This is a genomic window from Caulobacter sp. 05T431 (genome assembly GCF_056665975.1).
Genome location: NZ_JBFTKU010000009.1, coordinates 38,118 through 62,593, shown reverse-complemented (window position 1 = coordinate 62,593; position 24,476 = coordinate 38,118). Strand labels below are relative to the sequence as shown.

Below are 24,476 nucleotides of genomic sequence, written 5' to 3'. Positions count from 1 at the left end.
GGGCGAGGGGTCAGATGAACGGGGATGTTTTGTGTATGTTCTCCAGGATTATGACCCGTCACCTCTACGATCATGACCCGTCAAAAGCGGACGTAGAAAGGGCGCGACGATCGCTCGCCGCGCCCTTGGAACGCTTAGTCGAAGCCGGTCAAGGACTTACCAGCTGTAGCTCAGACGCGTGTAGAGGAAGCGCCCGTTGAAGCCAAACGGCGAGTAGCTGGGGAAGCCCACCACGCCGGTCGTGTTGACCGGAGCCGGGGCCTTGTTGGGATACTCGTCGAACAGGTTGTTCACGCCCAGGGCCCAGGTGATGTCCTTCAGGAACGTGTAGCGCGCCTCGGCGTCCCAGACGGTCTTGGCGCCCGACTTGTAGTCCAGCGCCGGGGTGGCGTTGGGGATCAGCACCGAGCCGTAGGCGGTGCCCCGCAGGGTGGCGCCCCAGGGGCCGTTGCTCCAGTCGCCGCTGGCCACGAACTTGTGGTCGGGCGTGCCCTGCTCGTAGGTCAGGACGTTGACCCGGGCGAACAGGGGCGGGGGCACGGGCAGGCCGGACAAGGTGCTGGTGGTCGGCACCTTGTTGACGTCGGTCTGGTTGTAGTTGGCCGCCAGGGTCAGGTCGAAGCGGCCGGCCGCGTCGGCGTCCAGGCGATAGCGCGCCACCACGTCGACGCCCTTGCTGGTGGTGTCCACGCCGTTGACGAAGAACCGCGCCGTGGTCACGCCGAACGGCTGCAGCAGGTTGTAGATCGCCTGCTGGGTGGGCGTGCCGCCGTTCACGCCCTGGATGTTCTCCGAGAGCACGATGCGGTTGTCGATGTCGATCTGGTAGGCGTCGACCGTCAGCTCGAACGGGCCCTTGTGATAGACCGCGCCCAGCGAATAGTTCTTCGACTTTTCCGGCTCGAGCGGCTTGGCGCCCAGGGCCGCGGCCGTGGCGCTGGTGGCCGGGAACGTGCCCACGTCCACCGCCGCGCCGCCGGCGATGATGTTGATCGAGGTGGTGGTGAAGTACTGCTGCTGCAGGGCCGGGGCCCGGAAGCCGCTGGAGAACGCGCCGCGCAGGGCGAAGTTGTCGGTGAAGTCGTAGCGAGCCGCGATCTTGCCGGTCGTGGTCGAACCGAAGTCCGAATAGTCCTCGTAACGGGCGGCCAGATCGACATCCAGCTTGTCGGTGATCTGGTTGTCCAGGTCGACATAGAGGCTGGTGGCGTTGCGGCTGACATCGACCTCATTGGCCGGGCGGAAGCCCGGGAAGCCCTGGGCGCCGGCGCCCTTGCCGTTGCCGCCGTTGACCCACGAGGCGGTTTCGCCGGCTTTGATCCTGTAGCTTTCGTCGCGGTACTCGATCCCGAACGCCAGGGTGCTGGGCTTGGCGAAGTTGAACAGCTCCAGCGGCCGGTTGACGTCGATGGCCGCCACCGTCTGCTCGTAGCGCATCGAGCCGTCCTTGAACCGGGTCGGCGAGCTCGGGCCCAGCGAGGCGTTCAGCGAGTTGATCGTGCCGTACTCGACCTTGTTGGCGCCGTTGGTGACGCTGGCGTCGACATTGAAGCCGGCGATCACGCCCTTGGCGCCGAAGGCCAGGTTGTAGTCGTCGATGTCGGTGGTGATCCGCGGCACGTAGCCGGTCGGATAGACGCTGACATAGTTGTTGGCGTTGTCGGCCAGGCGCGGGAAGGCCGAGCTTTCACCCTTGCGGTTCTGGTAGCCGGCCAGGCCGTACAGGCTCCAGTCGTCGTTCAGCGGCAGGCCGAAATTGGCGTAGATCGTCTTGGTCTCGACCTGCGGGTCGCCGTAGACGCCGGTCACCTTGCTGGGCGTGACGCGGGGGTCGAAGTCGGCGCGGTTGGTCGGGTTGCGGAACGAATACTCGCCGGTGACGGTCAGGTAGCCGTCGTTGGGCAGGGCGAAGCCTTGCCACAGCGAGGCGCTGTAGGTCGGGCCGTCGTGCGCCTTGCGGCCGTCCTGGTTCCGCGTGGTCTTCACGTCGGTGTTGTAGATCCCGTAGGTGGCGCTGGCGCCGCCGCCGTGACTGGCCTGGCGCAGGCGCAGATTGATCACCCCGGCGATGGCGTCCGAGCCGTACTGGGCCGCCGCGCCTTCACGCAGGATCTCGACGGTCTCCAGGGCCGCGGTCGGGATGGTGTTGAGGTCGAACGGGGCCGAACCGCGGCCGATCGAGCCGTTGATGTTGACCAGGGCGGCGGTGTGGGCGCGGTGGCCGTTCAGCAGCACCAGGGTCTGGTCGGGCGACAGGCCGCGCAGGGTGGCCGGACGCACGGAGTCGGTGCCGTCGGTCACGGCCGGGCGCGGGAAGTCCAGCGACGGCGCCACATTGGCCAGGGCCTGGGCCAGTTCCGGCGTGCCCTGCCGGGTCAGGGCCTTGTTGTCGACGACGTCGACCGGCGAGACCGTGTCCAGCCGCGAGCGGGCGACCCGGGTGCCGGTGACCACGACCTGGTCGACCGCGGTCGACTCGTCGGCGGCGGGCGCGGCCGCGTCCTGGGCGTGGGCGACGCCGGCCACGGCCACGATCGACGTGGCGGCCAGCAGGAAGTTTCTGAAGCGCATAGCGAATCCCCTCGCTTGGCTTCCGGCGGCCGTGGAGGCCTTTTTTGTCCGGAAGCGGAGGAGCCTGTCTCCCCCTTTAGGAAAGGATGGGAATGCGTGCGTTCACTCGCAAGCTGAGCAATTCTTGACGAACGCGCAGAAAAAAACGGCGCGGATTTCTCCGCGCCGTTCTTCCAGTTTTTCTAGACGCTACTAAGCCGGATCAGGCTTCGTAGTGGTCGCCTTCGAACGAACCGGCGCCGCCTTCGGCCATGTCTTGGGCGGCTTCGGCGTCAGCGGCTCGGTCTTCCTCGAACTGAGCGGCGATGACGTTTTCGCCGCGCGCTTGGCGATCGGCTTCGTCTTGGCTGCGCGCGATGTTGAGGGTGACCGTGACGGTCACTTCAGCGTGCAGCTTCACCTTCACTTCGTGGACGCCCAGCGTCTTGATCGGCTTGTCGAGGACGATCATCGAGCGATCGACCTTGCCGCCTTCGGCCTTGATGGCGTCGGCGACGTCGCGACCCGCGACCGAACCGTACAGCTGGCCGCTTTCGCCGGCTTGACGGATCATCACGTACTGATGGCCGTCGATGCCTTCACCGGCCTTGCCGGCGTTTTCGCGGTTCTTGACGTTGCGAGCTTCGATCTCAGCGCGCTGAGCTTCGAAGGTCTTCAGGTTGGCCGAGTTGGCGCGCAGGGCCTTGGAACGCGGCAGCAGGAAGTTACGGGCGAAGCCGTCCTTCACGGTGACCACGTCGCCGAGGACGCCGGTGCCTTCGACGCGTTCGAGCAGAATGACTTTCATCGTGGTGTCTCCCTTACTTCACGACGTAGGGGAGCAGAGCCAGGAAGCGGGCGCGCTTGATGGCCTTGGCCAGTTCGCGTTGCTTCTTGGCCGACACCGCGGTGATGCGCGACGGCACGATCTTGCCGCGCTCGGAGACGTAACGCTGCAGCAGCTTCACGTCCTTGTAGTCGATCTTCGGCGCGTTGGCGCCCGAGAACGGGCAAACCTTGCGGCGACGGAAGAAGGGGCGGCGGGCGCCGCCACCGGCGGCGGGAGCGCCGGCTTCGGGAGCAGTGGTATCGGTCATGATCTCTATTCTCCCTTACGCTTGCGGCGCGAAGTCGTCGCGCGGGCGCTCGCTGCGCTCGCCACGTTCGCGGTCGCGACGGGCCAGAACCGGCGACAGTTCCAGGTCCAGCTCTTCGACGCGGATGGTCATGAAGCGCAGGACGTCTTCATTGATCAGCAGCTGACGTTCCATCTCCTTCACGGCCGCGGCCGGAGCGTCGATGGCGAGCAGGGAGTAGTGGCCCTTGCGGTTCTTCTTGATGCGATAGGTGAGGTTGCGCAGGCCCCAGTATTCGATCTTGGCGATGTGACCGCCATTCTCTTCCAGGAGAGCCTTCAGTTGCTCGTTCAGAGCTTCGGCCTGTTGCGGCGAGATGTCCTGCCGCGCGATGACCACGTGTTCGTAGAACGCCATGTTTTCCTTCTTCCGGCTTGGAAGGCGGCGCGGGCGACGGCGGAAGTCCGTCGACCACGATGGATCCTGCATGCCGAGCGGGAAATCCCGACCCAAAGGGCTGCGTGCAAGACCGCCATCCGTGAGAGGGCGCGCTAATAGCCGAAAGGGCGTCGGAAGGCAAGGAAACCCTTGCTCTTGCGCCTCCAAGGCTCTTTGAGGCTGACTACGGCCGAGCTCCAAGGGGGAATTTCGCGTGAAACGTTTCGTCGTCGTCGCCTTCGCGGTCGCGTGCCTGGCCGCCGGTTCGGCCCAGGCCCGCCAGGCGCCGCCCGCCGCCGCCGCCGCGGCTCCGGCCAAGGCCGCGCCCAGCCCTCGCGCCCTGGCCCTGACCAAGCGCTACATCGCCGCCCTGCACGTCGACGAGACGATGAAGCCGCTGATGCAGAGCATGATGACGCCGCTGATGGAGGAGCAGGAGCGCACGAACACCGACCTCACCGCCGAGCAGCGCAAGGCGCTGCGCGAGACCGTCGAGGAACTGGTGGGCGGCGATCTGATGAACGACGTCATCGACCGCATGACCCCCGTCTACGCCTCGATCTTCTCCGAGGACGAGCTCCAGGCGCTGGTCGATTTCTACGAGAGCCCCAACGGCCAGTCGATCGTCCGCAAGATGCCGTCGATGGGCCCCGCCATGGCCGAGGTGATGCGGGACATCATGCCGKAAATCCGCGCCAAGGTGACCGCGCGCATCTGCCAGAAGCTGGGCTGCGGCGCGACGGCGCCCGTCAAGAAGCCCGTCCATTCCTAGAATCGCCTCCCGCGCGGGCGCTCGAACAACTGTCATACAAAATTGCCGGTCGGGTTCTTTGGTCGCGCAAAGGCTTGTGCTATCGGGGGTTCATKGGGTTTCGCACGCTCGCTTGCTTGATCGCGGTCACGGCCGCGACCACGGTCCTCGCCGGTCCGGCGACGGCCCGCGAGGTGATGCGCAAGCCCGACCTGTCGGTCTGGGGCTCGGACGGCCACTTCCAGGGCTATTCGGCCGCCCAGACCCTGGACCTGTCCAGCGACGCCGAGAACGCCACCTTCACCGCCAAGGTGGCCGGCTCGATCGACGATMCKACCTATAATTTCGAACTGAACCTCAAGCAGAAGCCCGACGAGCAGGCCACCGCGAACCGCGCGCTGGGCGTCGCCGCCTCGTGGAACGCTCGCGAGGCGGCGATCCGCTCGTCCCTGGCGCGTTCGTTCGGCTTCGGCCTGCTGCCCAAGGCCAACTATGTCCGCCTGTCGATGGACATGAACGCCACCCAGCCGGTCTATGTGCGCGGCCGCCTGCCCGAGACCCGGGCCAATGTGCGGTCGGAACTGACCCTGGACGGCCGTCCGGTCGCCTCGATCGCCGTGGGCGGCGGCACGATGGGGCAAGAGGGCGTCGACTTCAGCCTGACCCGGCCGTTCGACATCCCCGCCGAGTTCACCGTCAGCCTGCGCGCCGCCGACGAGCGGGTCCAGGACGGGCGGCTGATGGTCAAGCTGGTCCGCACGACCTGGTGAGGCTCAGGCGGCCTCCGCCATGACCTCGCGCCCCGGACGGCGCACCGCCGCCGCGAACCGCTCCAGATAGCGTGGGTTCTCGGTGCCCATCCACTTGTCCCACCAGGTGAAATAGAGCCCGTAGTTCCAACCCGCCTGGGCGTGGTGCAGGTCGTGGTGGGTCACCGTCGTCAACCAGGGCAGCAGCGGACGGCCGTCGCGGGTGGCCGGAAACAGCTCGTAGCCGCTGTGGCCCAGGGTGTTGCGGACGATCTGGTGCAACATGAAAAGCCCGGCCACGGGCCACTGGGTGGGGACCAGCAGCATCCACAGCGGCACAAACAGCGCGTTGATCGCMGCCTCGCCCAGGTCGAAGCTGTAGGCGGTGAACGGCGAGGGGCTGTTGGACCGGTGGTGGCGGCGGTGGAAGGTCCGGAACAGCCGCCGGTCGTGGATCAGCCGGTGCGTCCAGTAGAACCAGGCGTCATGGGCCACGACCATCAGGGCCAGGCTGGTCCAGAACCAGACCGGTCCCAGGCCGCGGGCGATGTACGGGCCGGGCATCAGGCCAGCGCGGAACAAGGCGAAACTGATCAGGCCGACCGTCGAGAAGATCATGATCGAGCGGATCGAGCAGGCGAACTCGATCAGCAGCTGGCGCGCGGGCGGGCGGCCCTCGCGAATCTTGCGGCCGGCCAGGGGCGCGGCCAGCACGACCCACAGGGTCAGCCAGACGCCGACCGCGAAGGTCACATAGCGGCTAACGTCGGTGAAGGCGGCGTGCAGCCAGTTGTCGGCCATCGCAGCGAGATAGGGGAACATCGGACTTCCTCGGTTGGACGATGGCCGAAGGAAGAGGCAGGGCAGGTCGCCCGTCGCGCCGATCGCGAAATCAGGCGGACTTGTCGGCTTTCGGCGAGGGATCGCCGCTTTCGACCAGCCGCAGCCGGGGCGGCGCCGGGGTGTTGGCGGTCCGCCATTCGGTCGGGGTGACGCCGGTGGCCGCCCGGAAGGCGCGGTTGAACGGCCCCAGCGAGGCGAAGCCCAGGTCGTAGGCGATGGTCGAGATCGACTTCAGGGCCAAGTCGGGGGCGGCGAGGGCGGTCTTGGCCGCCTCGATCCGGCGACCGTTGACGTAGTCGGCGAAGTTGCGATGGCCCAGCACGCCGTTGATCAGCCGGCGCAGGCGATGCTCGGGCGCGCCGACCAGGGCCGCCAGGGCGGTGATCGACAGGTCCTCGCCGCGCCAGACCTCGTCATGGTCCATGGCCGTCTCCAGCCGCGACAGCACCAGGCGGTCGGCGGGCGAGAGGTCGTGGTCGGCCAGGGGCGCGGGACGCGGCGGCCGGTCTTCGGCGTCGGGGACGGCGGCCAGGGCGGGCTCGGCCCGCAACAGGGCGACCGAGCCGGCCAGGGCCAGGACGGCCAGCACCAGGGCCTGGGCCAGGCGTCCGTGGCCGAAACCCGTCAGGCCGGCACCGGCGGCCAGGTTCTGGACGCTGAGCAGCAGGATGTAGCTCGCGGCGGCCAGCATGACCGGCCCGCGCATCCGCCGGCGCTCGGCCACCAGGTCGCCGCGCCAGCCGCGCCAGATGACCAGCAGGGCGTGCAGCACGATCCCCGCCGAGGCCAGGTTGAAGACCAGCCAGAAGGGCCCGCAGATCGTGGGCGGCAGCGATCGCGCCAGCAGCCACCAGGCGGCCAGCCCCACAGCCGGCCACAGGCGATGGAGCGAGAAGCGCCGCTCGTCCGCGAACAGGGCGTAGGCCAGTGTCCAGAACAGGCCGGTGGTCGCCACCGACATCAGGCACAGCGGCAGCCAGGCCACGAGCACGCCGCCCGGACGGTAGCCCTCGACGACATGGGCGGCCGCGCACACGAAGAACAGAGCCCCCACCCAGCGGACGGGCGAGGGGCGGCGGTCCAGGGCCAGGCCCAGCCCCGTGGCGGCGAACCCGCCGATGGCGACGCCGCGCGCCAGCGTCTCGAGAAGGATCGTGTCGACCATGGCCGAGATCCTAGGCCTTGGCGGGCGGGACCGCTCCGGTCCCGCCGCGCCGTTTCCGGAAGAGTCTGGCCGAAACCCGGCCTACTTGTGCTTTCCGACCTTGTAGGCCTTCACCGCGTCCATGGTCTGGGTCACGTGGCCCTGGAAGTTCAGGTCGCTGTAGGCCAGCAGGATCTTGCCGCTGGGGGCGATGACGTAGGAGGTGCGGTTGGACAGGTTGTCCTTCATCGGCAGCACTACGTCATAGGTCTTGATCAGGGCCGGATTGGCGGCGGCCACCGCGAACTTGTCGCGGCAGTGCTCCTTGGAGAAGTCCTTGATGCGGTCGACATTGCCGGCCGTCACGCCGATCACCGTCGCGCCCAGCTTCTCGAACTCGGGCGTCGCCTCGGCGAACTCGTGGGCCTCGGCCGTGCAGCCCGAGGTGTAGGCGGCCGGGAAGAAGTACAGCACCACCGGGCCCTTCTTCAGCGCCTTGGACAGGGTGAAGCTGAAATCGTTGCCGGCCAGGGCGGCGGGGGCGGTGAAGTCGGGCGCCTTGTCGCCCACCTTGAGGGCGGCCAGGGCGGGAGAGGCGGCCAGCAGGGCGCCGCAGAGGGCGAGACCGGTGAGCAGGCGTTGCATGCGGAGGCTCCGAGGGAAGGCGAGGGCGCAGCCAAGTGCGTCATCGATTCAATAACCCCATTCTCGCGCCTTCCAAACGCCGACCTTCGTCCTAAAGTCCGAACCGCGAAACGGGAGGCGACCTTGGCGCTCGGCGAGACGGAAATCCCAACCCTGGCGGCCTGGGCGGGCGGGCCCGAGCGCTTTCGAGCGCTGTTCGAGGCCTTCTACGCCGCCGTGCCAGACGATCCGGTTCTGGCCCCGGTGTTCGCCGGCATGAACCCGCGCCACGCCGAGCACGTGGCCGCCTTCGTCACTGAAGTGTTCGGCGGTCCCAAGGCCTACAGCGAGGCCGGCGGCGGCCACGCCTCCATGATCGGCCACCATCTGGGACGCCATCTGACCGAGGCGCAGCGCCGGGCCTGGGTCGCGCTGATGCTGGACACCGTCGACGCGGTCGGCCTGCCGGCGGATCCGGAGTTCCGCGCCGCGTTCGTCGGCTATCTGGAGTGGGGCACGCGGCTGGCGGTCATCAATTCCGCGCCGGGCGTGGCGGCGCCGCAGGATGATCCGCCGATGCCGGTCTGGGGCTGGGGACCGCCGGGCGGACCCTGGCTGGGCTGACGCATCCGTCGTCGCGCTTCGCCTCGCGTCATGGTAGAGGTGAGCGACAGACGGAGGCGGCTCGAATGCGCGGCGCGATCCTTTCCCTGGCGGTCCTGATGGCCGCGGCGGCGCCCCTGGCCCAGGCGGAGACGCCGACGATCCGATCGTTCCGGGCGGTCTCGTCCTCCCGAGTCGCGATTCCGGCCACGCCGCGCCCGCCGATGACGCCCTCGGTCATGCCCAGGGCGATCCCCACCGCGACGCCGCCGCACTGTCCGCCGCCGCCCAAGCCGCCGCTGTCGGTCAGCATCCCCAAGCCCGACTACAACAAGCGGACCATGGCGCTGATCCAGCAGAACATCATCATGATGTCGGCGATGCGGGCGGCCCAGGCGTCGCGGCCCTGCGACCCGTCCTGGAGCGCCAGGAAGCTGGCCCGCCGGGGCTGCCCGCCCGCCCAGCTCACGCCCGAGCCGATGCTGGAGCCAGTCCCGCCGCCTCCGGCGCCGGATCGGGAGACCATCGCGACCGCCGCGCCGACGGCGATCGCCCTCGAAAACTGATCCTTGCCCGTGACGCGGTGATCCCATAACCCTCCCGCCCTTGGATTTGTAACGACGGAGCGGGCCATGAGCATCGCCTTCATCTTCCCGGGGCAGGGCAGCCAGACGGTCGGCATGGGCGCCGATCTCGCCCAGGCCTTTTCGGCCGCCCGCGAGGTCTTCCAGGAGATCGACGACGCCCTGGGCCAGAAGCTCTTCCAGCTGATGGTCGAGGGCCCCGAGGGCGACCTGACCCTGACGGAGAACGCCCAGCCGGCCCTGATGGCCGTCAGCCTGGCGGTGACCCGCACGCTGGAGAAGGAATTCGGCGTCGGGATCGACAAGGCCGCCTTCGTGGCCGGCCACAGCCTGGGCGAATACAGCGCCCTGGCCGCCGCCGGCGCGATCACCCTGGCCGACACCGCCCGCCTGCTGAAGCTGCGCGGCCAGGCCATGCAGCGCGCCGTGCCGGTGGGCGAGGGCGCCATGGCCTCGCTGATCGGCCCCAAGACCGACCTGGCCCTGGCCGAGGCCGCCGCCGCGGCCGGTTCGGAGGTCGGCGTCTGCGTCGTGGCCAACGACAACAACAACGGCAACGTGGTGATCTCCGGCGCCAAGGCCGCCGTGGACAAGGCCATCGAGAAGGCCAAGGAGCTGGGCGCGCGGGCCATCCCGCTGAACGTCTCGGCCCCGTTCCACTGCCCGCTGATGCAGCCGGCCGCCGACGAGATGGCCGAAGCCCTGGCCCGGACCACCATCGTCGCGCCCCGCGCCCCGCTGGTGGCCAACGTCACCGCCGCGCCGGTCCACGATCCCGACGTCATCCGCAAGCTGCTGGTCGAACAGGTCACAGGCCGCGTCCGCTGGCGCGAAAGCATGACCTGGCTGGCCAATGAAGGCGGCGTCACCCGCTTCGCCGAGGCCGGCGCCGGCAAGGTGCTGTCGGGCATGGCCAAGCGGATCGCTCCGGACGCCGAAGCCGTTCCCCTGAACAGCCCGGCCGACCTGGAAGCCTTCGCGAAATCCCTCTAACCCCCATTCTTCCTTGGGGAGGAAACCCAAAATGTTCGATCTCACCGGCAAGACCGCCCTCGTCACCGGCGCCACGGGCGGCATCGGCGGGGCCATCGCCAAGGCCCTGCACGAGCAGGGCGCGCATGTCGTGCTGTCCGGCACCCGCGAATCGGCCCTGGCCGAGCTGAAGGCCCAGTTCGGCGAGCGCGTCTCGACCGTGGCCGCGAATCTCTCGGACGCCGAACAGGTCGACGGCCTGGTCGCCAAGGCCGAGGAAGCCGCCGGCGCGCCGCTGGACATCGTGATCGCCAACGCCGGAATCACCCGCGACGGCCTGATCGTCCGCATGAAGGACGAGGACTGGGACACCGTGATCAAGGTGAACCTGGAAGGCTATTTCCGCCTGGCCCGCGCGGCCGCCAAGGGCATGATGAAGCGTCGTTCGGGCCGGATCATCGGCATCACCTCGATCGTCGGCGTCACCGGCAATCCGGGCCAGACCAACTACGCCGCCTCCAAGGCCGGCATGATCGGCTTCTCCAAGGCCCTGGCCCAGGAGCTGGCCAGCCGTAACGTGACCGTCAACTGCGTGGCCCCCGGCTTCATCGCCAGCCCGATGACCGACGCCCTGAACGAGCAGCAGAAGGCCGGCATCCTGTCGACCATCCCCGCCGGACGTCTGGGCGAGGGGAGCGATATCGCCGCTGCGTGCGTTTACCTCGCCAGTGACCAGGGCGGCTACGTCACGGGTCAGACCTTGCACGTCAACGGCGGCATGGCCATGATCTAGACGGGCCGTCTTTTCCTGGGCTCCGCGCCTTTCTGCTTGGAAAGACGAAAGCCCACATTTCTAATCGGACGTGCCGCTAGTCACTCGAAAAGGAACGTGATAGGCGGTGGCCCGACAATTCCCGTGGGGGCGAGGTTCGTCCGAGCGTCCCGCGGTACTGCAAGATTCAAAACGAGGGACTAACAGAATGTCCGACATTCTCGAGCGCGTGCGTAAGATCGTCATCGAGCACCTGGACGCCGATCCGGAAAAGGTCACCGAAAAGGCCAGCTTCATCGACGACCTGGGCGCCGACAGCCTCGACAACGTCGAGCTGGTCATGGCGTTCGAAGAAGAATTCGACATCGAAATTCCGGATGACGCCGCCGAGCACATCCAGACCGTCGGTGACGCCGTGAAGTTCATCACGGAAAAGACCGGCGCCTAAGGCGTCGGGTTCGCGTATTTCAGCGAACGGGACTATCAACCGCCGCGTCGCACGGGCTCTTGCCATCGTGCGCGCGGCGGTTTTCGTATGTGGCCGAGATTCGAGGCCTTGAATCAGGGGAAGCGTGGGGCTGTCCGAGTCGTCAGCATCCCCATATGACCGCGATGCGAAGGTTGGGAGTGATCCATGCGTAGAGTTGTCGTCACCGGGCTTGGCCTCCTGACCCCTCTGGGTCAGGGCGTCGATGTCACCTGGAAGAACATCCTGGCCGGCAAGTCCGGCGCGAACAGGATCTCGGCCTTCGATCCGACCGAATACGCCTGCCAGGTCGCCTGCGAGGTTCCGCGCGTCGACGGTCGCGGCGGCGGCGGTCCGGACGTCGAGGGATCGTTCAACCCCGACCTGACCATGAGCCCGCGCGACCAGAAGCGCGTCGACGACTTCATCCTGTACGGCATCGCCGCCGCGGACGAAGCGGTGAAGGATTCGGGCTGGGTCCCGGAGACCGAGGAAGACAAGTACCGGACCGGCGTGATTCTCGGCTCGGGCATCGGCGGCCTGTCGACGATCGCCGACACCGCCCTGGAGCTGGAAGCCAAGGGGCCGCGCCGCGTCAGCCCGTTCTTCATCTCCTCGGCCCTGATCAACCTGATCTCGGGCCAGGTCTCGATCCGCTACGGCTTCAAGGGCCCCAACCACGCCGTGGTCACCGCCTGCGCCACCGGCGCGCACGCCATCGGCGACGCCACGCGCCTGATCAAGTACGGCGACGCCGACGTGATGATCGCCGGCGGCGCGGAAGCGGCCGTCTGCAAGGTCGGCATGGCCGGCTTCATCGCCTGCCGCGCCGTGGCCACCGCTTTCAACGACACGCCTGAAAAGGCCTCGCGTCCCTATGACAAGGACCGCGACGGCTTCGTGATGGGCGAGGGCGCCGGCGTCGTGGTGCTGGAAGAGTACGAGCACGCCAAGGCGCGCGGGGCCAAGATCTACGCCGAGGTCATCGGCTACGGCCTGTCGGGCGACGCCTACCACATCACCGCCCCGTCGGAAGACGGCGACGGCGGCTTCCGGGCCCTGTCGGCGGCCGTGAAGGACGCCGGCCTGGCGCCGTCGGACATCGACTACGTCAACGCCCACGGCACCTCGACCATGGCCGACGGCATCGAGGCCGGGGCCGTCGAGCGCTTCCTGGGCGATCACGCCAAGAACGTGGTGATGTCGTCGACCAAGTCGATGACCGGCCACCTGCTGGGCGCGGCCGGCGCGATCGAGGCGATCTTCTCGGTCCTGGCGATCCGTGACCAGATCGCCCCGCCGACCATCAACCTGGACAACCCGGACGTGAGCGTCGCCATGAACCTGGCGCCGAACAAGGCCGTGCCGCACAAGATCGACGTGGCCGTGTCCAACAGCTTCGGTTTCGGCGGCACCAACGCCTCCGTCGTGTTCCGCAAAGTCTCGTGAGCCGGAAGCCCTCCTCCTTGAAGAACGGGCCCCAACGCCGGACCCCGCGTCCGGCTCCGAAGACGGGGGCTCCCCGCAAGGCCAATCCGCGCCGGCGCGAGACCGCGCCGGTCGGACGCCGCATCGCCGCCACGGGCGCCGGCCTGCTGACCATGCTGGGCCTGGCCGCCATGGTGGTGGTGCTGGTCGCCGTGTGGATCTACCAGGGCCCGGGCCCGGCCGCCCGTTCGGGCGACGTCACCACCGTCGTCCTGCGGCGCGGCGCCAGCCTGCCCGAGATCGCCTCCAGCCTGGAGCAGGCGGGCGTGATCCGCTCGTCCTCGCTGTTCCTGACCGCCGCCCAGACCACGGGCGCGGCCCGCAAGCTGAAGGCCGGGGAATACGAGTTCGCCTCCAAGGCCTCGCTCAGCCAAGTGCTGGCCAAGATCCGCGACGGCAAGATCGTCCGCCACCAGGTGACCATCGCCGAGGGCCTGACCTCGGACATGGTGGTCGACATCCTGATGCGCGCCCCGGAACTGACCGGCACCGTGCCGACGCCGCCGGAAGGCTCGGTCCTGCCCGAGACCTACCAGGTCCAACGCGGCGAGGACCGCGCGGCGGTGCTGCAGCGGATGATGGACGACCGCGACGCGCTGCTGGACAAGCTTTGGGCCGCGCGTCAGCCGGGCCTGCCGTTCGAGACCAAGGACCAGGCCGTGACCCTGGCCTCGATCGTCGAGAAGGAAACCGGCCTGGCCCGCGAACGTCCCCACGTGGCGGCGGTGTTCATCAACCGCCTTCGCCAGGGCATCCGCCTGGGCAGCGATCCGACGATCATCTACGGCCTGACCCGCGGTCGCCCGCTGGGCCGGGGCATCCTGCAGTCGGAACTGCAGCGCGAGACGCCCTACAACACCTATCTGATCACCGGCCTGCCGCCGACCCCGATCGCCAATCCGGGCAAGGCCGCCCTGGAAGCCGTGCTCAATCCGATGAAGAGCGACGATCTCTATTTCGTCGCCGACGGCACCGGCGGCCACGTCTTCGCCTCGACCTACGAAGAACACKAGCACAATGTCGCCAAGTGGCGGCAGGTTGAGCGGTCCAAGGCCGCGGCCCAGGAGGGCGCGAAGACCCCGCTCGCGGGAGGGTAGGATGGCGCTGTCGGGCATGACCGGCTTCGCCCGCGTCGAGGGCTCGCACGGGGCCTGGTCGTGGGCGGTGGAGGCGCGCAGCGTCAACGGTCGCAATCTCGAGACCCGCTTCCGGGGCCCGCCGGGCTTCGAGGGCCTGGACCGTGCGGCCCGCGACGGCGCCCAGGCCCGCTTCCAGCGCGGCCAGCTGACCGTCAACCTGCAGGCCAAGCGCGCCGAGGCCCAGGCCGCGGTGCAGATCAATGTCGAGGCGCTGGAGCGCTATCTGAAGGCCGGCGCGCCCTATGTGGCCACCGGCATGGTCGCCAAGCCCACCCTGGACGGCCTGCTGGCCCTGCGCGGCGTGGTCGACGCCCGCGACGAGGACGATGCCGCCGAGGACCGCGCCGAGGTCGAGGCCGCCATGTCCGCCACGATCGCCCAGGCCCTGGACGGGCTGAAGGCCGCGCGGCTGGAGGAGGGGGCCGCCCTGGCCCCGATCCTGACCGGCGCGGTCGACCGCATCGAGGCCCTGACCGTCCTGGCCTCGCAGGAGGCCGCCGGCCAGCCGGCCGTGCTCAAGGAGCGCTACGCCCGCAAGCTGACCGAGCTGATCGGCGAGGCCGCCTCGGAGGAGCGCATCGTCCAGGAAGCCGCCGCCATGGCCGTGAAGGCCGACGTGCGCGAGGAACTGGACCGCCTGGCCAGCCACGTGGCCGCCGCCCGCGCCCTGCTGGCCGCCGACGCGGCCGCCGGCCGTCGCCTGGACTTCCTCAGTCAGGAGTTCATGCGCGAGGCCAACACCCTTTGCAGCAAGTCGGCCCTGACCGCCTTGACCGCCCACGGCCTGGATCTGAAGGCCACGATCGAGCAATTCCGGGAACAGGTTCAGAATGTCGAATAACCCGCATGGACGCACGCGCGGCCTGCTGATGATGGTCGTGGCCCCGTCGGGCGTCGGCAAGACGTCGCTGACCCGCCGCCTGGTGGCCGACCACAACGACCTGCACCTGTCGATCAGCGCCACCACCCGCGACCCGCGTCCGGGCGAGCACGACGGCCGCGACTACCACTTCGTCACCCGCGAGAAGTTCCAGGTGATGATCCAGGACGACGCCTTCCTGGAGTGGGCCGAGGTCTACGGCAACCACTACGGCAGCCCGCGCGGGCCCGTGGTCGACGCGCTGGAGCGCGGCGAGAGCGTGCTGTTCGACATCGACTTCCAGGGCGCGATGAAGGTCCACGCCCAGATGCCCGACGACTCTGTGCTGATCTACGTCCTGCCGCCGTCGCTGGCCGAGATGAGCCGCCGCCTGCACGCCCGCAGCCAGGACAGCGAAGAGGTGATCGCCCGCCGCCTGTCGCGCGCCAAGGCCGAGGTCGCCGACTGGGAACGGTTCGACTACGTCATCCTCAACGACGACTTCGACAAGGCCTATTCGGACCTGGCCCACATCTATCACGCCGAGCGTCAGCGCCGGGCCCGCAACCCGTGGATCGGCAACCTGGTGGCCGACCTGCTGAAGGAAGAGGTCTGAGGGCTCGGCAAGCGTTGCCTTAAGTGCGCGCGTGGGTAGCATGCGGGCATGAAAGCGCTTCGAACAATCCTCGCCGCCGCCGCGTTCGCCCTGGTCGCGAACGGGGCCTGGGCGCAGGGCTTCGACTACGACGCCTTCCAGCCGACGACGCTGTCGAAGGCCCGGGCCGAATTCATCGAGGTCGCGAGCCAGCCCATTCCGGGCCGGCCGGGCGTGTTCCTGACGAGCTACTTCAATCAGGGCGGCCAACGTTGGCGGACCCCGGCGACCTATACAGGGCAGTCACGCCCCCTCGACGCGGAAGAGCTGAAGTTCATCCGTGATTGGCTGAAGAGCAGCCAGCGCGAGAACCTCGCCGGCATTTTCACCGACAGCTATCTCTTCACCCTGGACGGCGTGGAGTACTGGCTGCCGGTCCAGGGTCCAGTCGCGACGTTTTTCCCGAAGGAGCTCAAGCCCGGGGACAAGATCGACCTCTATCTGGTCGAGATCGGCGGCACGCGGCGCGGCGATCGCTGGCTCTGGCTGCCTCTGGTCTCCGAGTTCCGGACGATCGAGGAGGGGCGCTAGCCCGCCAGCAGCGCCCTCGCCAGGGCCTGGAACCCCGCCACGTCGATGGTCTCGGCCCGGGCGTCGGGGTTGATCCCGGCCTTTTCGCACAGGGCCGCGCCGCCCAGGCCCTTGAGGCTGGAACGCAGCATCTTGCGGCGCTGGCCGAAGGCGGCGGCGGTGACTTTCTCCAGAGCGGCGACCAGGGCCTTGTCCGGCGCTGGCGCCAACGGGACCAGCCGCACCACGGCCGAGGCCACCTTGGGCGGCGGGGTGAAGGCGCGGGCCRGCAGGTCCATGACCACCTTGGCGCTGCAGACGGTCTGCGAGACCACGGCCAAGCGGCCATAGGCGTCGTCGTCGGTGTCGGCGGCGATGCGGTCGGCGACTTCCTTCTGGAACATCAGGGTCATCGACAGCGGCCGGAAGGGACCCGTCAGCCAGTTGATCAGCAGCGGCGTGCCGACGTTGTAGGGCAGGTTGGAGACCATATGGGCCGGGCCGCCGGCGATGGCGGCCATGTCGACCTTCAGGGCGTCGCCCTGGACGAGGGTCAGACGGCCTTCGGCGGCCGCGCCCAGCTCCTCGAGCAGCGGGACGAACCGCTTGTCCATTTCCACGGCCACCACGCGGGCGCCGGTCTCCAGCAGGGCGCGGGTCAGGCCGCCKGGGCCGGGGCCGACCTCGATCACCACGTCGCCTTCGCCCACCTCGGACAGCCGGGCGATCTTGCGGGTGATGTTCAGGTCCAGCAGGAAGTGCTGGCCGAAGCTCTTGTTGGCCAGCAGGTCATGCTCGGCGAGAACCTCGCGGAGCGGCGGCAGGTCGGCGAGGCTCATCGGGACTCGAGGGTTCTAGCGGCTCAGAGACTCAGGCGATCGAGCGCCGGTCGGCGATCTCGGCGGCCAGGCGGATGGCGGCGATCAGGCTGTCGGCCCGGGCCAGGCCCCGACCGGCGATGTCGAAACCCGTACCATGATCGGGCGAGGTGCGCACGATCGGCAGGCCCAGGGTGACGTTCACCCCGGCCCAGAAGTCCAGCATCTTGACCGGGATCAGGGCCTGGTCGTGGTACATGCAGAGCACCGCGTCGTAGGTGGCGCGGGCCTCGGCGTGGAACAGGGTGTCGGCGGGAGCGGGGCCCTTGACCTGCACGCCCTGCGCACGAAGGGCCTGGACCGCCGGCTCGATGATCGCCGCTTCCTCGCCGCCCAGGGCCCCGCCTTCGCCGGCGTGGGGGTTCAGAGCCGCCACGGCCAGGCGCGGGACGGCGATGCCAAAGTCCCTGCGCAGGGCCTCGACCGTCACCAGGCCGGCGTTGACGATCGCCTCGATGGACAAGGCCGAGGGAACCGCTGAAAGGGGCGTGTGGATGGTCACCAGGGTGGCGCGCAGGTCGCGGGCCGCCAGCATCATGATCGGGCCGTGCGGCGGCTGGCGCTCGCCCACATGGGTCAGTTCGGCCAGGAACTCGGTGTGGCCGGGAAAGGCGAAGCCGGCGTCGTAGAGCGGGGCCTTGGCGATGGGAGCGGTGACCAGGCCGGCCACGGCGCCCGACAGGGCCAGGCCCGCCCCGGTCTCGATCCAGCGGATCACCTGCGGCGCGTGGGCGCTGGACGGCTGGCCGGCCACCACGGGGGCCTGCAATGGGATGTCGAGGACGGGCAGGGCCTCGCCGAACACCTTGATCGCCTCGACGGGCCCGGTCACGGCGCGGACCTTCACCCCGCCGCCGGCCGAGGCCAGCAGCTGGGCGTCGCCCACCACCATGAACGTCGGCCCTTCGGCGCGCAGCACCGACCAGGCCTTGGCGATGATCTCCGGCCCGATGCCGGCCGGATCGCCCGCGCTCAGGGCAAGGGCGGTCGTCTTCACCGGGTCTCGATGGTCGCCGAGTTGCGCAGGTCTCGCAGATAACGTTTGGAGATCAGCGCAAGCTGTTGGCCGCGCAGGCGATTTTCGATCTGGTCGTGGGTCGGGGCCTGGGCGCCCGACTGGCGCTTGCCGCAGACCGCGATCAGGTGCAGGCCCGCATCGGTGCGGATCGGGTCGGAGACCTGGCCGACCTTGAGGCTGTTGGCCGCTTCCTGGAAGGCCGGGGCCAGATCGGTGATCTCGGCCTCGCCCAGATCGCCGGCGACCGCGCCGTCGACCTTGCCGGCCGTGGCTTCCAGGGTCTCGCAGCTGGTGATCTTCGGCTTCAGGTCGACCAGCAGCTTGTTGGCGGCGTCGACCTGGGCCTGGGGCGCGTCCTTGGGCAGGGCCACGGCCACCTGCTTGAGGTCGACCAGGGCCGTCTTCGCGCCCGAGCGCTTGTCGCGCAGATAGATGATGTAGACGCCGTCGCGCACCGGGACCGGGGCCGACAGCTGGCCGGGACGCAGTTGCTCGAGCGCCGCGTCGACCTCGGGCGGCATCTCGCCGGGGCTGACCCAGCCGGCGTCGCCGCCGTTGGCCGCGGTCGGCGAGGCCGAGAATTGACGCGCCACGGCCGGGAAGGGGGCGCCCTGCTGCATCTGGGTGATCAGCTGCTTGGCGCCGTTCTCGGCCACTTCCATGCCGCCCACGCGCTGGGCGTCGATGAACACTTCGCTGACCTGGTACTGCGGCTTGCTGGCCGCTTCGGCCTGGCGGCGCTCGAAGGCCTTGATCTGGTCGTCGCCGATGCGCAGGCGCGAGCCGTAGCKGCCGCTGATCCAGGCCTGCCAGCTGCTGTCGGCGCGGATCTGCGCCTTCCAGGTGTCGATGCCCACGCCTTGCGCCGCCAGCTGCTGAGTCAGCTGGTCGGCCGTCATGTTGTTGCCCTTGGCGATGTCCTGGATCTGCTCCGCAACCTCCTGGTCGGTGGAGATGATCGTGATCTTCTGAGCCTTCTCGACCCGACGCAGCTCCTGCATCTGGACGTGCTCGTCGATCAGCGACCGCAGGGCTTCCTGCTCCAGCTGGGGCAGGTTCTCCTGGGTGGGCTGCATGCCCGAGGTCACCATCAGCAGGCGCATGCGCTGCATCAGGTCGTAGCTGGAGATGATGTCGTCGTTGACGACGGCGGCGACGCTTTCCGACAGAGGGTTGGCGCGCGGCGCGGCGGCCGCGGCGGACGCGTCCGCCGACGGAGGCGCGGCCTCCTGGGCCTGGACCGCCGAACCAAGGCTCGCCACGGTCAAGGCGAGGATGGAAGCGGTGCAGGCCGCCAGTTTCGTCACGCTACGCGCAGACCGCATCGGTATTGTCGTTCCTCTAGACGCGTCCAAAGGAAGGCGCGCGCTTAATCGCGCGTCCCCCGACGCGGTGACATTCTAATCGCTGTACAGTGTGTCGCCCAATGTGGCGAGCGTTAGGCGCAGCACCACGGATTGATCGGCCCTCAGTTTCAGACCGTTGGCGGTCTGGGTGTAGCGATCCTCGTTCTGGTAGATCACATCCAGGCGGACGCAGTCGTCGGTGTAATAGACGCCCAGGTCCCGGCGGGTCCACGACCACTTGCTGTCGGTCACCGGCAGGCCGAAGGCGCGGGCGTCCTGATAGGACAGGCGGCCCAGGGCGGTCACGCCCCAGTGTTCGCGGATCTTGTAGTCGCCGATGAAGTCCAGGTTCTCCTGGCGCAGGCCCGAGGTGTCCTTGTTGTCCTTCAGGTAGCGCAGGGAGGCGAAGCCCTTCGCGCCCGAGGCGTCGAGGCCGGCCTCGAGGCGGTTCAGCTTGCTGGTGTCGTCGTCGAAACGGGCCCGGGTGAAGGCGCTGATCCCGCGGATCGGCGTGACGGTGGCCGCCACGATCCAGTCGGAAGCCTTCTGGTCCAGCCCCGCGCGGGTCGGCATCAGCGGATCGACCTTGGTGCGCAGGCTGCGGCCCAGCAGGACGCTGCCGCCGCGGCCGTCGGCCAGCTTCAGGGTGGCGCGGCCGCCGACGTTCATACGCGTGCCGCCTTCGTAGAGGTCGAAGCCGGGCGACTTGTTGACGTCGAACAGGTTGGTTTCGTCGAGCTCGAAGTTGGTGCTGTCTTCGTTGAAATAGATCGGATTGCCGGCGGGGTCGCGGGCGACGACGATCGGCACGCGCGAGCTGTCCGAACCGGTGGCCAGCTGGACCAGGGGCTCCAGGACCACGCTGCCGCCGTTCTTCAACGGCTTGAACAGCGGCAGGCTCAGATCGACCCCGGCCACGCCCAGGCCGCGCGAATAGTTGATGCTGGTGGTGTCGCCGGCGACCATGGCGCTGGTCGGGATGAACACGTCGCTGACGCGATAGGCGTCGCCCCGGGCCTGGGCGAAGGGCTCCACCCGCAGGCCCGGCCCCAGGATCATGCTGGCGCGCCAGTCGCCCTCGACCGTGCCGCGGGCGGAGTCGACCCCGGCCTGGCCCTTGTAGGCGGCGTAGGCGTAGGGCGGCTCACCGAACTGCGATTCAGAGCGGGTCAGGACCACGCCCGAACCCTGCAGCCGGAGCCGTCCGCCCAGAATGGGCGATTCCGGCGACCAGCGGCCTTCGACCAGCGGTCCGATCACGGGGAAGGCGCCGCTGTTCTCGAACTGGTTGGCCAGGCCCGCGGAGCTGACCTGGACCACGCGCAGGCCCTGCACCGACACCATCGAGGCCGAGAACCAGGACCGGTCCGTCTGGCGCGTGGTGTAGATCTGCGACATCAGGCGATGGTCATCGGGCGAGAACATGCCGCGCTGCTGGTAGACGTCGCTGATGTCGTAGTCGTCGAAGATCAGGGCCTGGGAAGCGCGCTCGGCGGTGAAGCCCCACTTCCAGTTCTGGTCGATGTCGAAGGCGCCCTTGGCCAGGATGTAGCTCTTGGCCGTCGCCTCGCCGAAGCGGTCGCCGTGGTTGTCGAAGTCCTTGTCGTAGGTGGCGCCGACCCGCGCCTCGACGTAGCCCGAATAGAAGCGCTTGCGGTAAGTCGCGTTCAGGAACGGGTTAACTTTCGTGTTGATTTGGGGGTTTACGACCAAATCCTGAGACGGCGAGATCACGAACAGATAGGGCTGCTGGTACACTAGGCCGCGCTTCTTGGAGACGGCGATCTTGGGCACCAGGAAGCCGGAGCGCCGCTCGGTCTCGGGATCCGGATGCCAGAACACAGGCAGGTACATCAGGGGCGCGCCCCACATGCGGATCGTCGCGCCGTGGTAGTAGACCAGGTGCTTGGTCTTGTCCTGGACCACCTTGTCGGCCTGGATGCTCCAGGTCGGCTTCGGCTTTTCCGCGCACACCTGGCAGGGCGTGTAGATGGCGCGGTTCAGCTCGGTGATCTGGTCGTTGCGGCGCACGGCGCTGTCGGCCGCGATCTTGATGTTCTTGTCCAGGCGGGCCGACACGTGGCGGGCGAAGCCGGCCTTCATGTCCTTGTCCATGGTCATGTCGTCGGCGAACTGGGCGGTGCCGTCGGCGTTGATCAGGGTCACGTGGCCGTGGGCGGTGATCACCTCGGTCTTGGTGTCGTAGACCACCTCGTCGGCGCGCAGGGTACGCCCCTGGTAGCGGGCCTCGACGTCGCCGCGGGCGATCATCTTCTGATTGGCGTCGTCGCGGATCAGCAGGTCCGATTCCAGGTAGTAGCCCGTGTCGCCCAGGCCGTCGTCCACGGCCGGCGACGGCGCGGGCGCGGCCGGGATCGTGGCGAGCGGCTGCTGCGCCTGCGCCGAGCCGCTCAGGGCGAGCCAGGCCGCACCGGCCAGCAGGACCGCGCGGCTCTTCTCTTTCGCCCCCCAGCGAAGCTCCAACATCAACGACCTCGATCCCGACACAGACTCAACCATCCTCGGTATAGCAAAGCAGAGTCAGACCCGCCAAAAGCGCCACGATCGGCGGCGTCCAGGCTGCCATGACCGGCGTCAGCACGTCGGCCTTGCCCAATGCGCCACACAGCTCGTTAAAGAAGAAGAAACCAAAGCCCAGCGTCACGCCAGCCCCGGCCAGTCCCGCCAGCCCGCCCAGCCGCATCAGCCGCAGCGAAAAGGCGGCCGCCAGCACCGACATCGCCGCGAACAGCAGCGGCGTGGCCAGGACCTGCTGCAGCCGCAGGCGGAAGGGGATCGACGAGAAACCCGCCGCCTCGGTGCGCTTGATGGTCTCCGGCAGCYGCCAGACGGCGATGGCCTGCGGGTTGTTGAACCGTTCCGACGCGGTGCGGTCGTCCAGGTTGGACGGCATGGTGTAGGAATCGGAGCGGATCGCCCCGGCGCCCGGCATGGCCACCCGCACCCCCGACAGCTGCCAGAAGCCGGGCTCCAGGCGCGCCTCGTCCGCCTCGATGCGGCGGGAGAACTGCAGGGTGCCGTCCGGCTGCACCGCGTATTCGAACAGCGAGACGCCGCGAAGGCGGACGCCGCCGTCGACCTGGTCGCGGGCCCGGGCCCGGATGACCACCTGGGTCTTCTCGTTGCCCTGGCGCAGCCACAGCCCCTTGGGCGCGGCCTTCAGGTAGGTTTCCATCAGCGCGTCGCGCGAGGTCTCGAACTGGGCGCTCATCGCCGAGGTCAGCGGGTTGAGCAGGGTCAGGGTCACCACGCCCATCACGAAGGCGGCCACGGCGGCGGGCATGATGAAGCGCCAGGCCGACACCCCGGCCGCCCGCATGGCGATCAGCTCGCTGCGCCGGTTCAGGCCGACGAAGGCGCCCAGGGTCCCGAACAGGAAGATAAACGGCGTCAGCACCAGGATCGTGGCCGGCGCCTGCAGCACGGTCAGGAACAGCAGCTGGGCGAAGCCCACCTCGGCGCGGGTGCCGACGTTCTTGGAGATGTCGACGAAGGCGATCAGCATGACCAGCACGCTCACGACCGCCAGGGCGGCGGCGAGGCCTCCCAGCGTCTTGCGGAGCACATAGCGCTCGATCATGCCGATGCCGATCATCCGACCCCCAGCGGCTGGAGATCGTCATGCGCGCCGATGGCGATGTAGCGCTTGACCTTCTGGCGGAAGATCTGGGCCAGGCCCCACCAGATCGCGGCCAGGGGCACGGCGTACTGCAGCGGATTGAGCCACAGGTCGTTGTCGCAGGCGGCCTTCACGCCGAAGCCGAGGATCTGGACCATGGCGGCGGCCGCGCCGACCAGGGCGATGCGCTTGCCGTAGCCCATGCGGCTGAACGAACCGCCGATCACCGCCGCCACGGCCATCGACATCATGGCCATGTTGTAGAGCGGGCTGGCCAGCCGCCAGTGGCCCTCGGACAACAGCTTCTCGCGGTTGTGCTGCTCCCAGTCCTGGGTCAGGTCGGGGAAGAACAGCTCGTGCGGATAGCGGTCGCCGATCTTGTAGTGCAGCAGCTCGTCGCTCTGGAACAGCGAGCTGAGGTCGAAGGTGTATTCGTCCCACGACAGGTACTGCAGCACGCCCGCGCTGGAGAACTCCTGGTTGGAGCCCTTGCGCAGGATCAGCACCGGCAGGCCCTTGCGTTCGGCGATGACGCCTTCASGGGCGGTGTAGGTGACGGCGCCGCCGTTGGCCTTTTCCTGGTGGATGAAAAGGTTGTGGATGATCTGGTCGCGATCGATCGTCTGGGCGTAGACGGTCAGGCCGGGGCCCGGCTCGGTGAACTCGCCCGGACGCACAAGGGTCGAGGCCAGGTCGGACTTGATGTCGAAGAAGGTCTCGCGAATCGCCCGCGAGCTCCAGGGCGCGGCCCACAGGCTCATGACCAGCGACAGCAGGGTGGCGAACACCGCCAGGCGCATGGCCGGCGAGATCACCCGCCAGCGGCTCATGCCGCCCGCGAAACAGACCACGATCTCCTGCTCGGTGTGCAGGCGGTTCAGCGCCACCAGGGTGGCCACGAACAGGGCGATCGGCAGAATCATGCCCAGCAGCTGGGGCAGGGCCAGGGCGATGATCTTCAGGAACACCGTCGCGCTCTGCCGCTGCTCGATCAGGACGTCGAACTCCGACAGGCTGCGCGCCAACAGGGCGAGCGCCACCAGGGCCAGGGTCGCCAACAGCGTCGGGCCCAGCAGCTGGCGGAAAAGATAGCGTTCGATCAGGCGCATCGACGTTGGGGCAGGGGACCGGCTCGAAGGGGGACTTGGGCGGGAAAGGAAGGTCTGGGGCGGGAGAGCAGAAAGGACGGAGTCGCGCGGCGCGCCCCCAGGACGGGTCCCTTCTACACGGCGTGTTCGCGTGCGCACAACCGCTCAAGTCAGGCGAGAAAGCGGCGTTCGTTACCATTCGGCGCCCGCCGCGCCGACGGCCTCTAAGATTGGTGCTTTTCTTCGGTTCGGGTTTGCGTCAATCCAACGGCTGAAGGTCCCG

The 24,476-nt window shown here is 68.5% G+C and carries 25 protein-coding genes; 12 read left to right on the top strand and 13 right to left on the bottom strand.

The window, feature by feature from the left end:
- Positions 1-156 precede the first annotated feature (156 nt).
- The 4 genes from AC1U89_RS10380 to rpsF form a co-directional block, all read right to left on the bottom strand.
- Complete coding sequence (locus AC1U89_RS10380) at positions 157-2,571, bottom strand: TonB-dependent receptor plug domain-containing protein (protein ID WP_479899627.1); 2,415 nt, start codon at positions 2,569-2,571, stop codon at positions 157-159.
- A gap of 202 nt (positions 2,572-2,773) precedes the next feature.
- The gene (rplI, locus tag AC1U89_RS10375; RefSeq protein WP_029914649.1) at positions 2,774-3,358 is read right to left on the bottom strand and encodes a 50S ribosomal protein L9; all 585 of its coding nucleotides are present in this window, start codon (positions 3,356-3,358) and stop codon (positions 2,774-2,776) included.
- 13 nt (positions 3,359-3,371) lie between these two features.
- Positions 3,372-3,647 (bottom strand): 30S ribosomal protein S18, encoded by a 276-nt coding sequence (rpsR, locus tag AC1U89_RS10370; protein WP_029914647.1) that lies wholly within the window; start codon positions 3,645-3,647, stop codon positions 3,372-3,374.
- Between the two features lie 15 nt (positions 3,648-3,662).
- Complete coding sequence (gene rpsF, locus AC1U89_RS10365) at positions 3,663-4,043, bottom strand: 30S ribosomal protein S6 (protein WP_029914645.1); 381 nt, start codon at positions 4,041-4,043, stop codon at positions 3,663-3,665.
- Positions 4,044-4,278: 235 nt separating this feature from the next.
- Here rpsF and AC1U89_RS10360 point away from each other — a divergent pair, with 235 nt between their 5' ends.
- On the top strand, positions 4,279-4,836 hold the full coding sequence (locus AC1U89_RS10360) for a DUF2059 domain-containing protein (RefSeq protein WP_479899626.1): 558 nt from the start codon (positions 4,279-4,281) through the stop codon (positions 4,834-4,836).
- A 116-nt stretch (positions 4,837-4,952) separates the two neighbouring features.
- A complete protein-coding gene (locus AC1U89_RS10355) occupies positions 4,953-5,585 on the top strand; it encodes a hypothetical protein (protein WP_479899625.1) in 633 nt (210 codons plus the stop codon).
- Between the two features lie 3 nt (positions 5,586-5,588).
- Here AC1U89_RS10355 and AC1U89_RS10350 read toward each other — a convergent pair whose 3' ends face one another.
- From AC1U89_RS10350 to AC1U89_RS10340, 3 genes are all read right to left on the bottom strand, one after another.
- Positions 5,589-6,386, bottom strand: coding sequence for a sterol desaturase family protein (locus tag AC1U89_RS10350; protein WP_479899624.1), 798 nt, complete (start codon positions 6,384-6,386; stop codon positions 5,589-5,591).
- A gap of 70 nt (positions 6,387-6,456) precedes the next feature.
- Positions 6,457-7,572 carry a helix-turn-helix domain-containing protein gene (locus AC1U89_RS10345; RefSeq protein ID WP_479899623.1) on the bottom strand — a complete coding sequence of 372 codons (1,116 nt, stop codon included), beginning with the start codon at positions 7,570-7,572 and terminating at the stop codon, positions 6,457-6,459.
- An 81-nt stretch (positions 7,573-7,653) separates the two neighbouring features.
- The gene (locus AC1U89_RS10340) at positions 7,654-8,196 is read right to left on the bottom strand and encodes a peroxiredoxin (RefSeq protein ID WP_479899622.1); all 543 of its coding nucleotides are present in this window, start codon (positions 8,194-8,196) and stop codon (positions 7,654-7,656) included.
- A gap of 123 nt (positions 8,197-8,319) precedes the next feature.
- On the opposite strand from AC1U89_RS10340, the gene AC1U89_RS10335 reads away from it, so the two are divergent.
- From AC1U89_RS10335 to AC1U89_RS10290, 10 genes are all read left to right on the top strand, one after another.
- On the top strand, positions 8,320-8,799 hold the full coding sequence (locus AC1U89_RS10335) for a group II truncated hemoglobin (protein ID WP_479899621.1): 480 nt from the start codon (positions 8,320-8,322) through the stop codon (positions 8,797-8,799).
- A 65-nt stretch (positions 8,800-8,864) separates the two neighbouring features.
- Complete coding sequence (locus AC1U89_RS10330) at positions 8,865-9,344, top strand: hypothetical protein (RefSeq protein WP_479899620.1); 480 nt, start codon at positions 8,865-8,867, stop codon at positions 9,342-9,344.
- 66 nt (positions 9,345-9,410) lie between these two features.
- Positions 9,411-10,355: an ACP S-malonyltransferase gene (gene fabD / locus AC1U89_RS10325; protein WP_479899619.1), complete on the top strand. Its 945-nt coding sequence runs from the start codon at positions 9,411-9,413 to the stop codon at positions 10,353-10,355.
- 31 nt (positions 10,356-10,386) lie between these two features.
- Positions 10,387-11,127 (top strand): 3-oxoacyl-[acyl-carrier-protein] reductase, encoded by a 741-nt coding sequence (gene fabG / locus AC1U89_RS10320; RefSeq protein WP_029914631.1) that lies wholly within the window; start codon positions 10,387-10,389, stop codon positions 11,125-11,127.
- A 187-nt stretch (positions 11,128-11,314) separates the two neighbouring features.
- Positions 11,315-11,554, top strand: a complete 240-nt coding sequence (locus AC1U89_RS10315) for an acyl carrier protein (protein ID WP_007672577.1) — start codon at positions 11,315-11,317, stop codon at positions 11,552-11,554.
- A 186-nt stretch (positions 11,555-11,740) separates the two neighbouring features.
- Positions 11,741-13,021, top strand: a complete 1,281-nt coding sequence (gene fabF / locus AC1U89_RS10310) for a beta-ketoacyl-ACP synthase II (RefSeq protein WP_337687032.1) — start codon at positions 11,741-11,743, stop codon at positions 13,019-13,021.
- Positions 13,018-14,157, top strand: coding sequence for an endolytic transglycosylase MltG (gene mltG / locus AC1U89_RS10305; RefSeq protein WP_479899618.1), 1,140 nt, complete (start codon positions 13,018-13,020; stop codon positions 14,155-14,157). The genes fabF and mltG overlap by 4 nt, the downstream gene beginning before the upstream one ends.
- A gap of 1 nt (position 14,158) precedes the next feature.
- Complete coding sequence (locus AC1U89_RS10300; protein ID WP_479899617.1) at positions 14,159-15,040, top strand: YicC/YloC family endoribonuclease; 882 nt, start codon at positions 14,159-14,161, stop codon at positions 15,038-15,040.
- The gene (gmk, locus tag AC1U89_RS10295) at positions 15,030-15,674 is read left to right on the top strand and encodes a guanylate kinase (protein ID WP_479899616.1); all 645 of its coding nucleotides are present in this window, start codon (positions 15,030-15,032) and stop codon (positions 15,672-15,674) included. Before AC1U89_RS10300 ends, gmk begins: the two co-directional genes overlap by 11 nt.
- A 48-nt stretch (positions 15,675-15,722) precedes the next feature.
- Entirely contained in the window at positions 15,723-16,244 is a 522-nt protein-coding gene (locus tag AC1U89_RS10290; RefSeq protein ID WP_479899615.1) for a hypothetical protein, read from the top strand.
- Here AC1U89_RS10290 and rsmA read toward each other — a convergent pair.
- The 6 genes from rsmA to lptF form a co-directional block, all read right to left on the bottom strand.
- Positions 16,241-17,062, bottom strand: a complete 822-nt coding sequence (gene rsmA, locus AC1U89_RS10285) for a 16S rRNA (adenine(1518)-N(6)/adenine(1519)-N(6))-dimethyltransferase RsmA (RefSeq protein WP_479899614.1) — start codon at positions 17,060-17,062, stop codon at positions 16,241-16,243. The genes AC1U89_RS10290 and rsmA overlap by 4 nt on opposite strands.
- Positions 17,063-17,093: 31 nt before the next feature.
- Entirely contained in the window at positions 17,094-18,098 is a 1,005-nt protein-coding gene (pdxA, locus tag AC1U89_RS10280) for a 4-hydroxythreonine-4-phosphate dehydrogenase PdxA (protein ID WP_479899613.1), read from the bottom strand.
- Positions 18,095-19,444 (bottom strand): peptidylprolyl isomerase, encoded by a 1,350-nt coding sequence (locus tag AC1U89_RS10275; RefSeq protein ID WP_479899612.1) that lies wholly within the window; start codon positions 19,442-19,444, stop codon positions 18,095-18,097. The genes pdxA and AC1U89_RS10275 overlap by 4 nt, the downstream gene beginning before the upstream one ends.
- A gap of 75 nt (positions 19,445-19,519) precedes the next feature.
- On the bottom strand, positions 19,520-21,952 hold the full coding sequence (locus tag AC1U89_RS10270) for an LPS-assembly protein LptD (RefSeq protein WP_479899611.1): 2,433 nt from the start codon (positions 21,950-21,952) through the stop codon (positions 19,520-19,522).
- A gap of 25 nt (positions 21,953-21,977) precedes the next feature.
- Entirely contained in the window at positions 21,978-23,081 is a 1,104-nt protein-coding gene (lptG, locus tag AC1U89_RS10265) for an LPS export ABC transporter permease LptG (RefSeq protein ID WP_479899610.1), read from the bottom strand.
- The gene (gene lptF / locus AC1U89_RS10260; protein WP_479899609.1) at positions 23,078-24,214 is read right to left on the bottom strand and encodes an LPS export ABC transporter permease LptF; all 1,137 of its coding nucleotides are present in this window, start codon (positions 24,212-24,214) and stop codon (positions 23,078-23,080) included. Before lptF ends, lptG begins: the two co-directional genes overlap by 4 nt.
- Positions 24,215-24,476 lie beyond the last annotated feature (262 nt).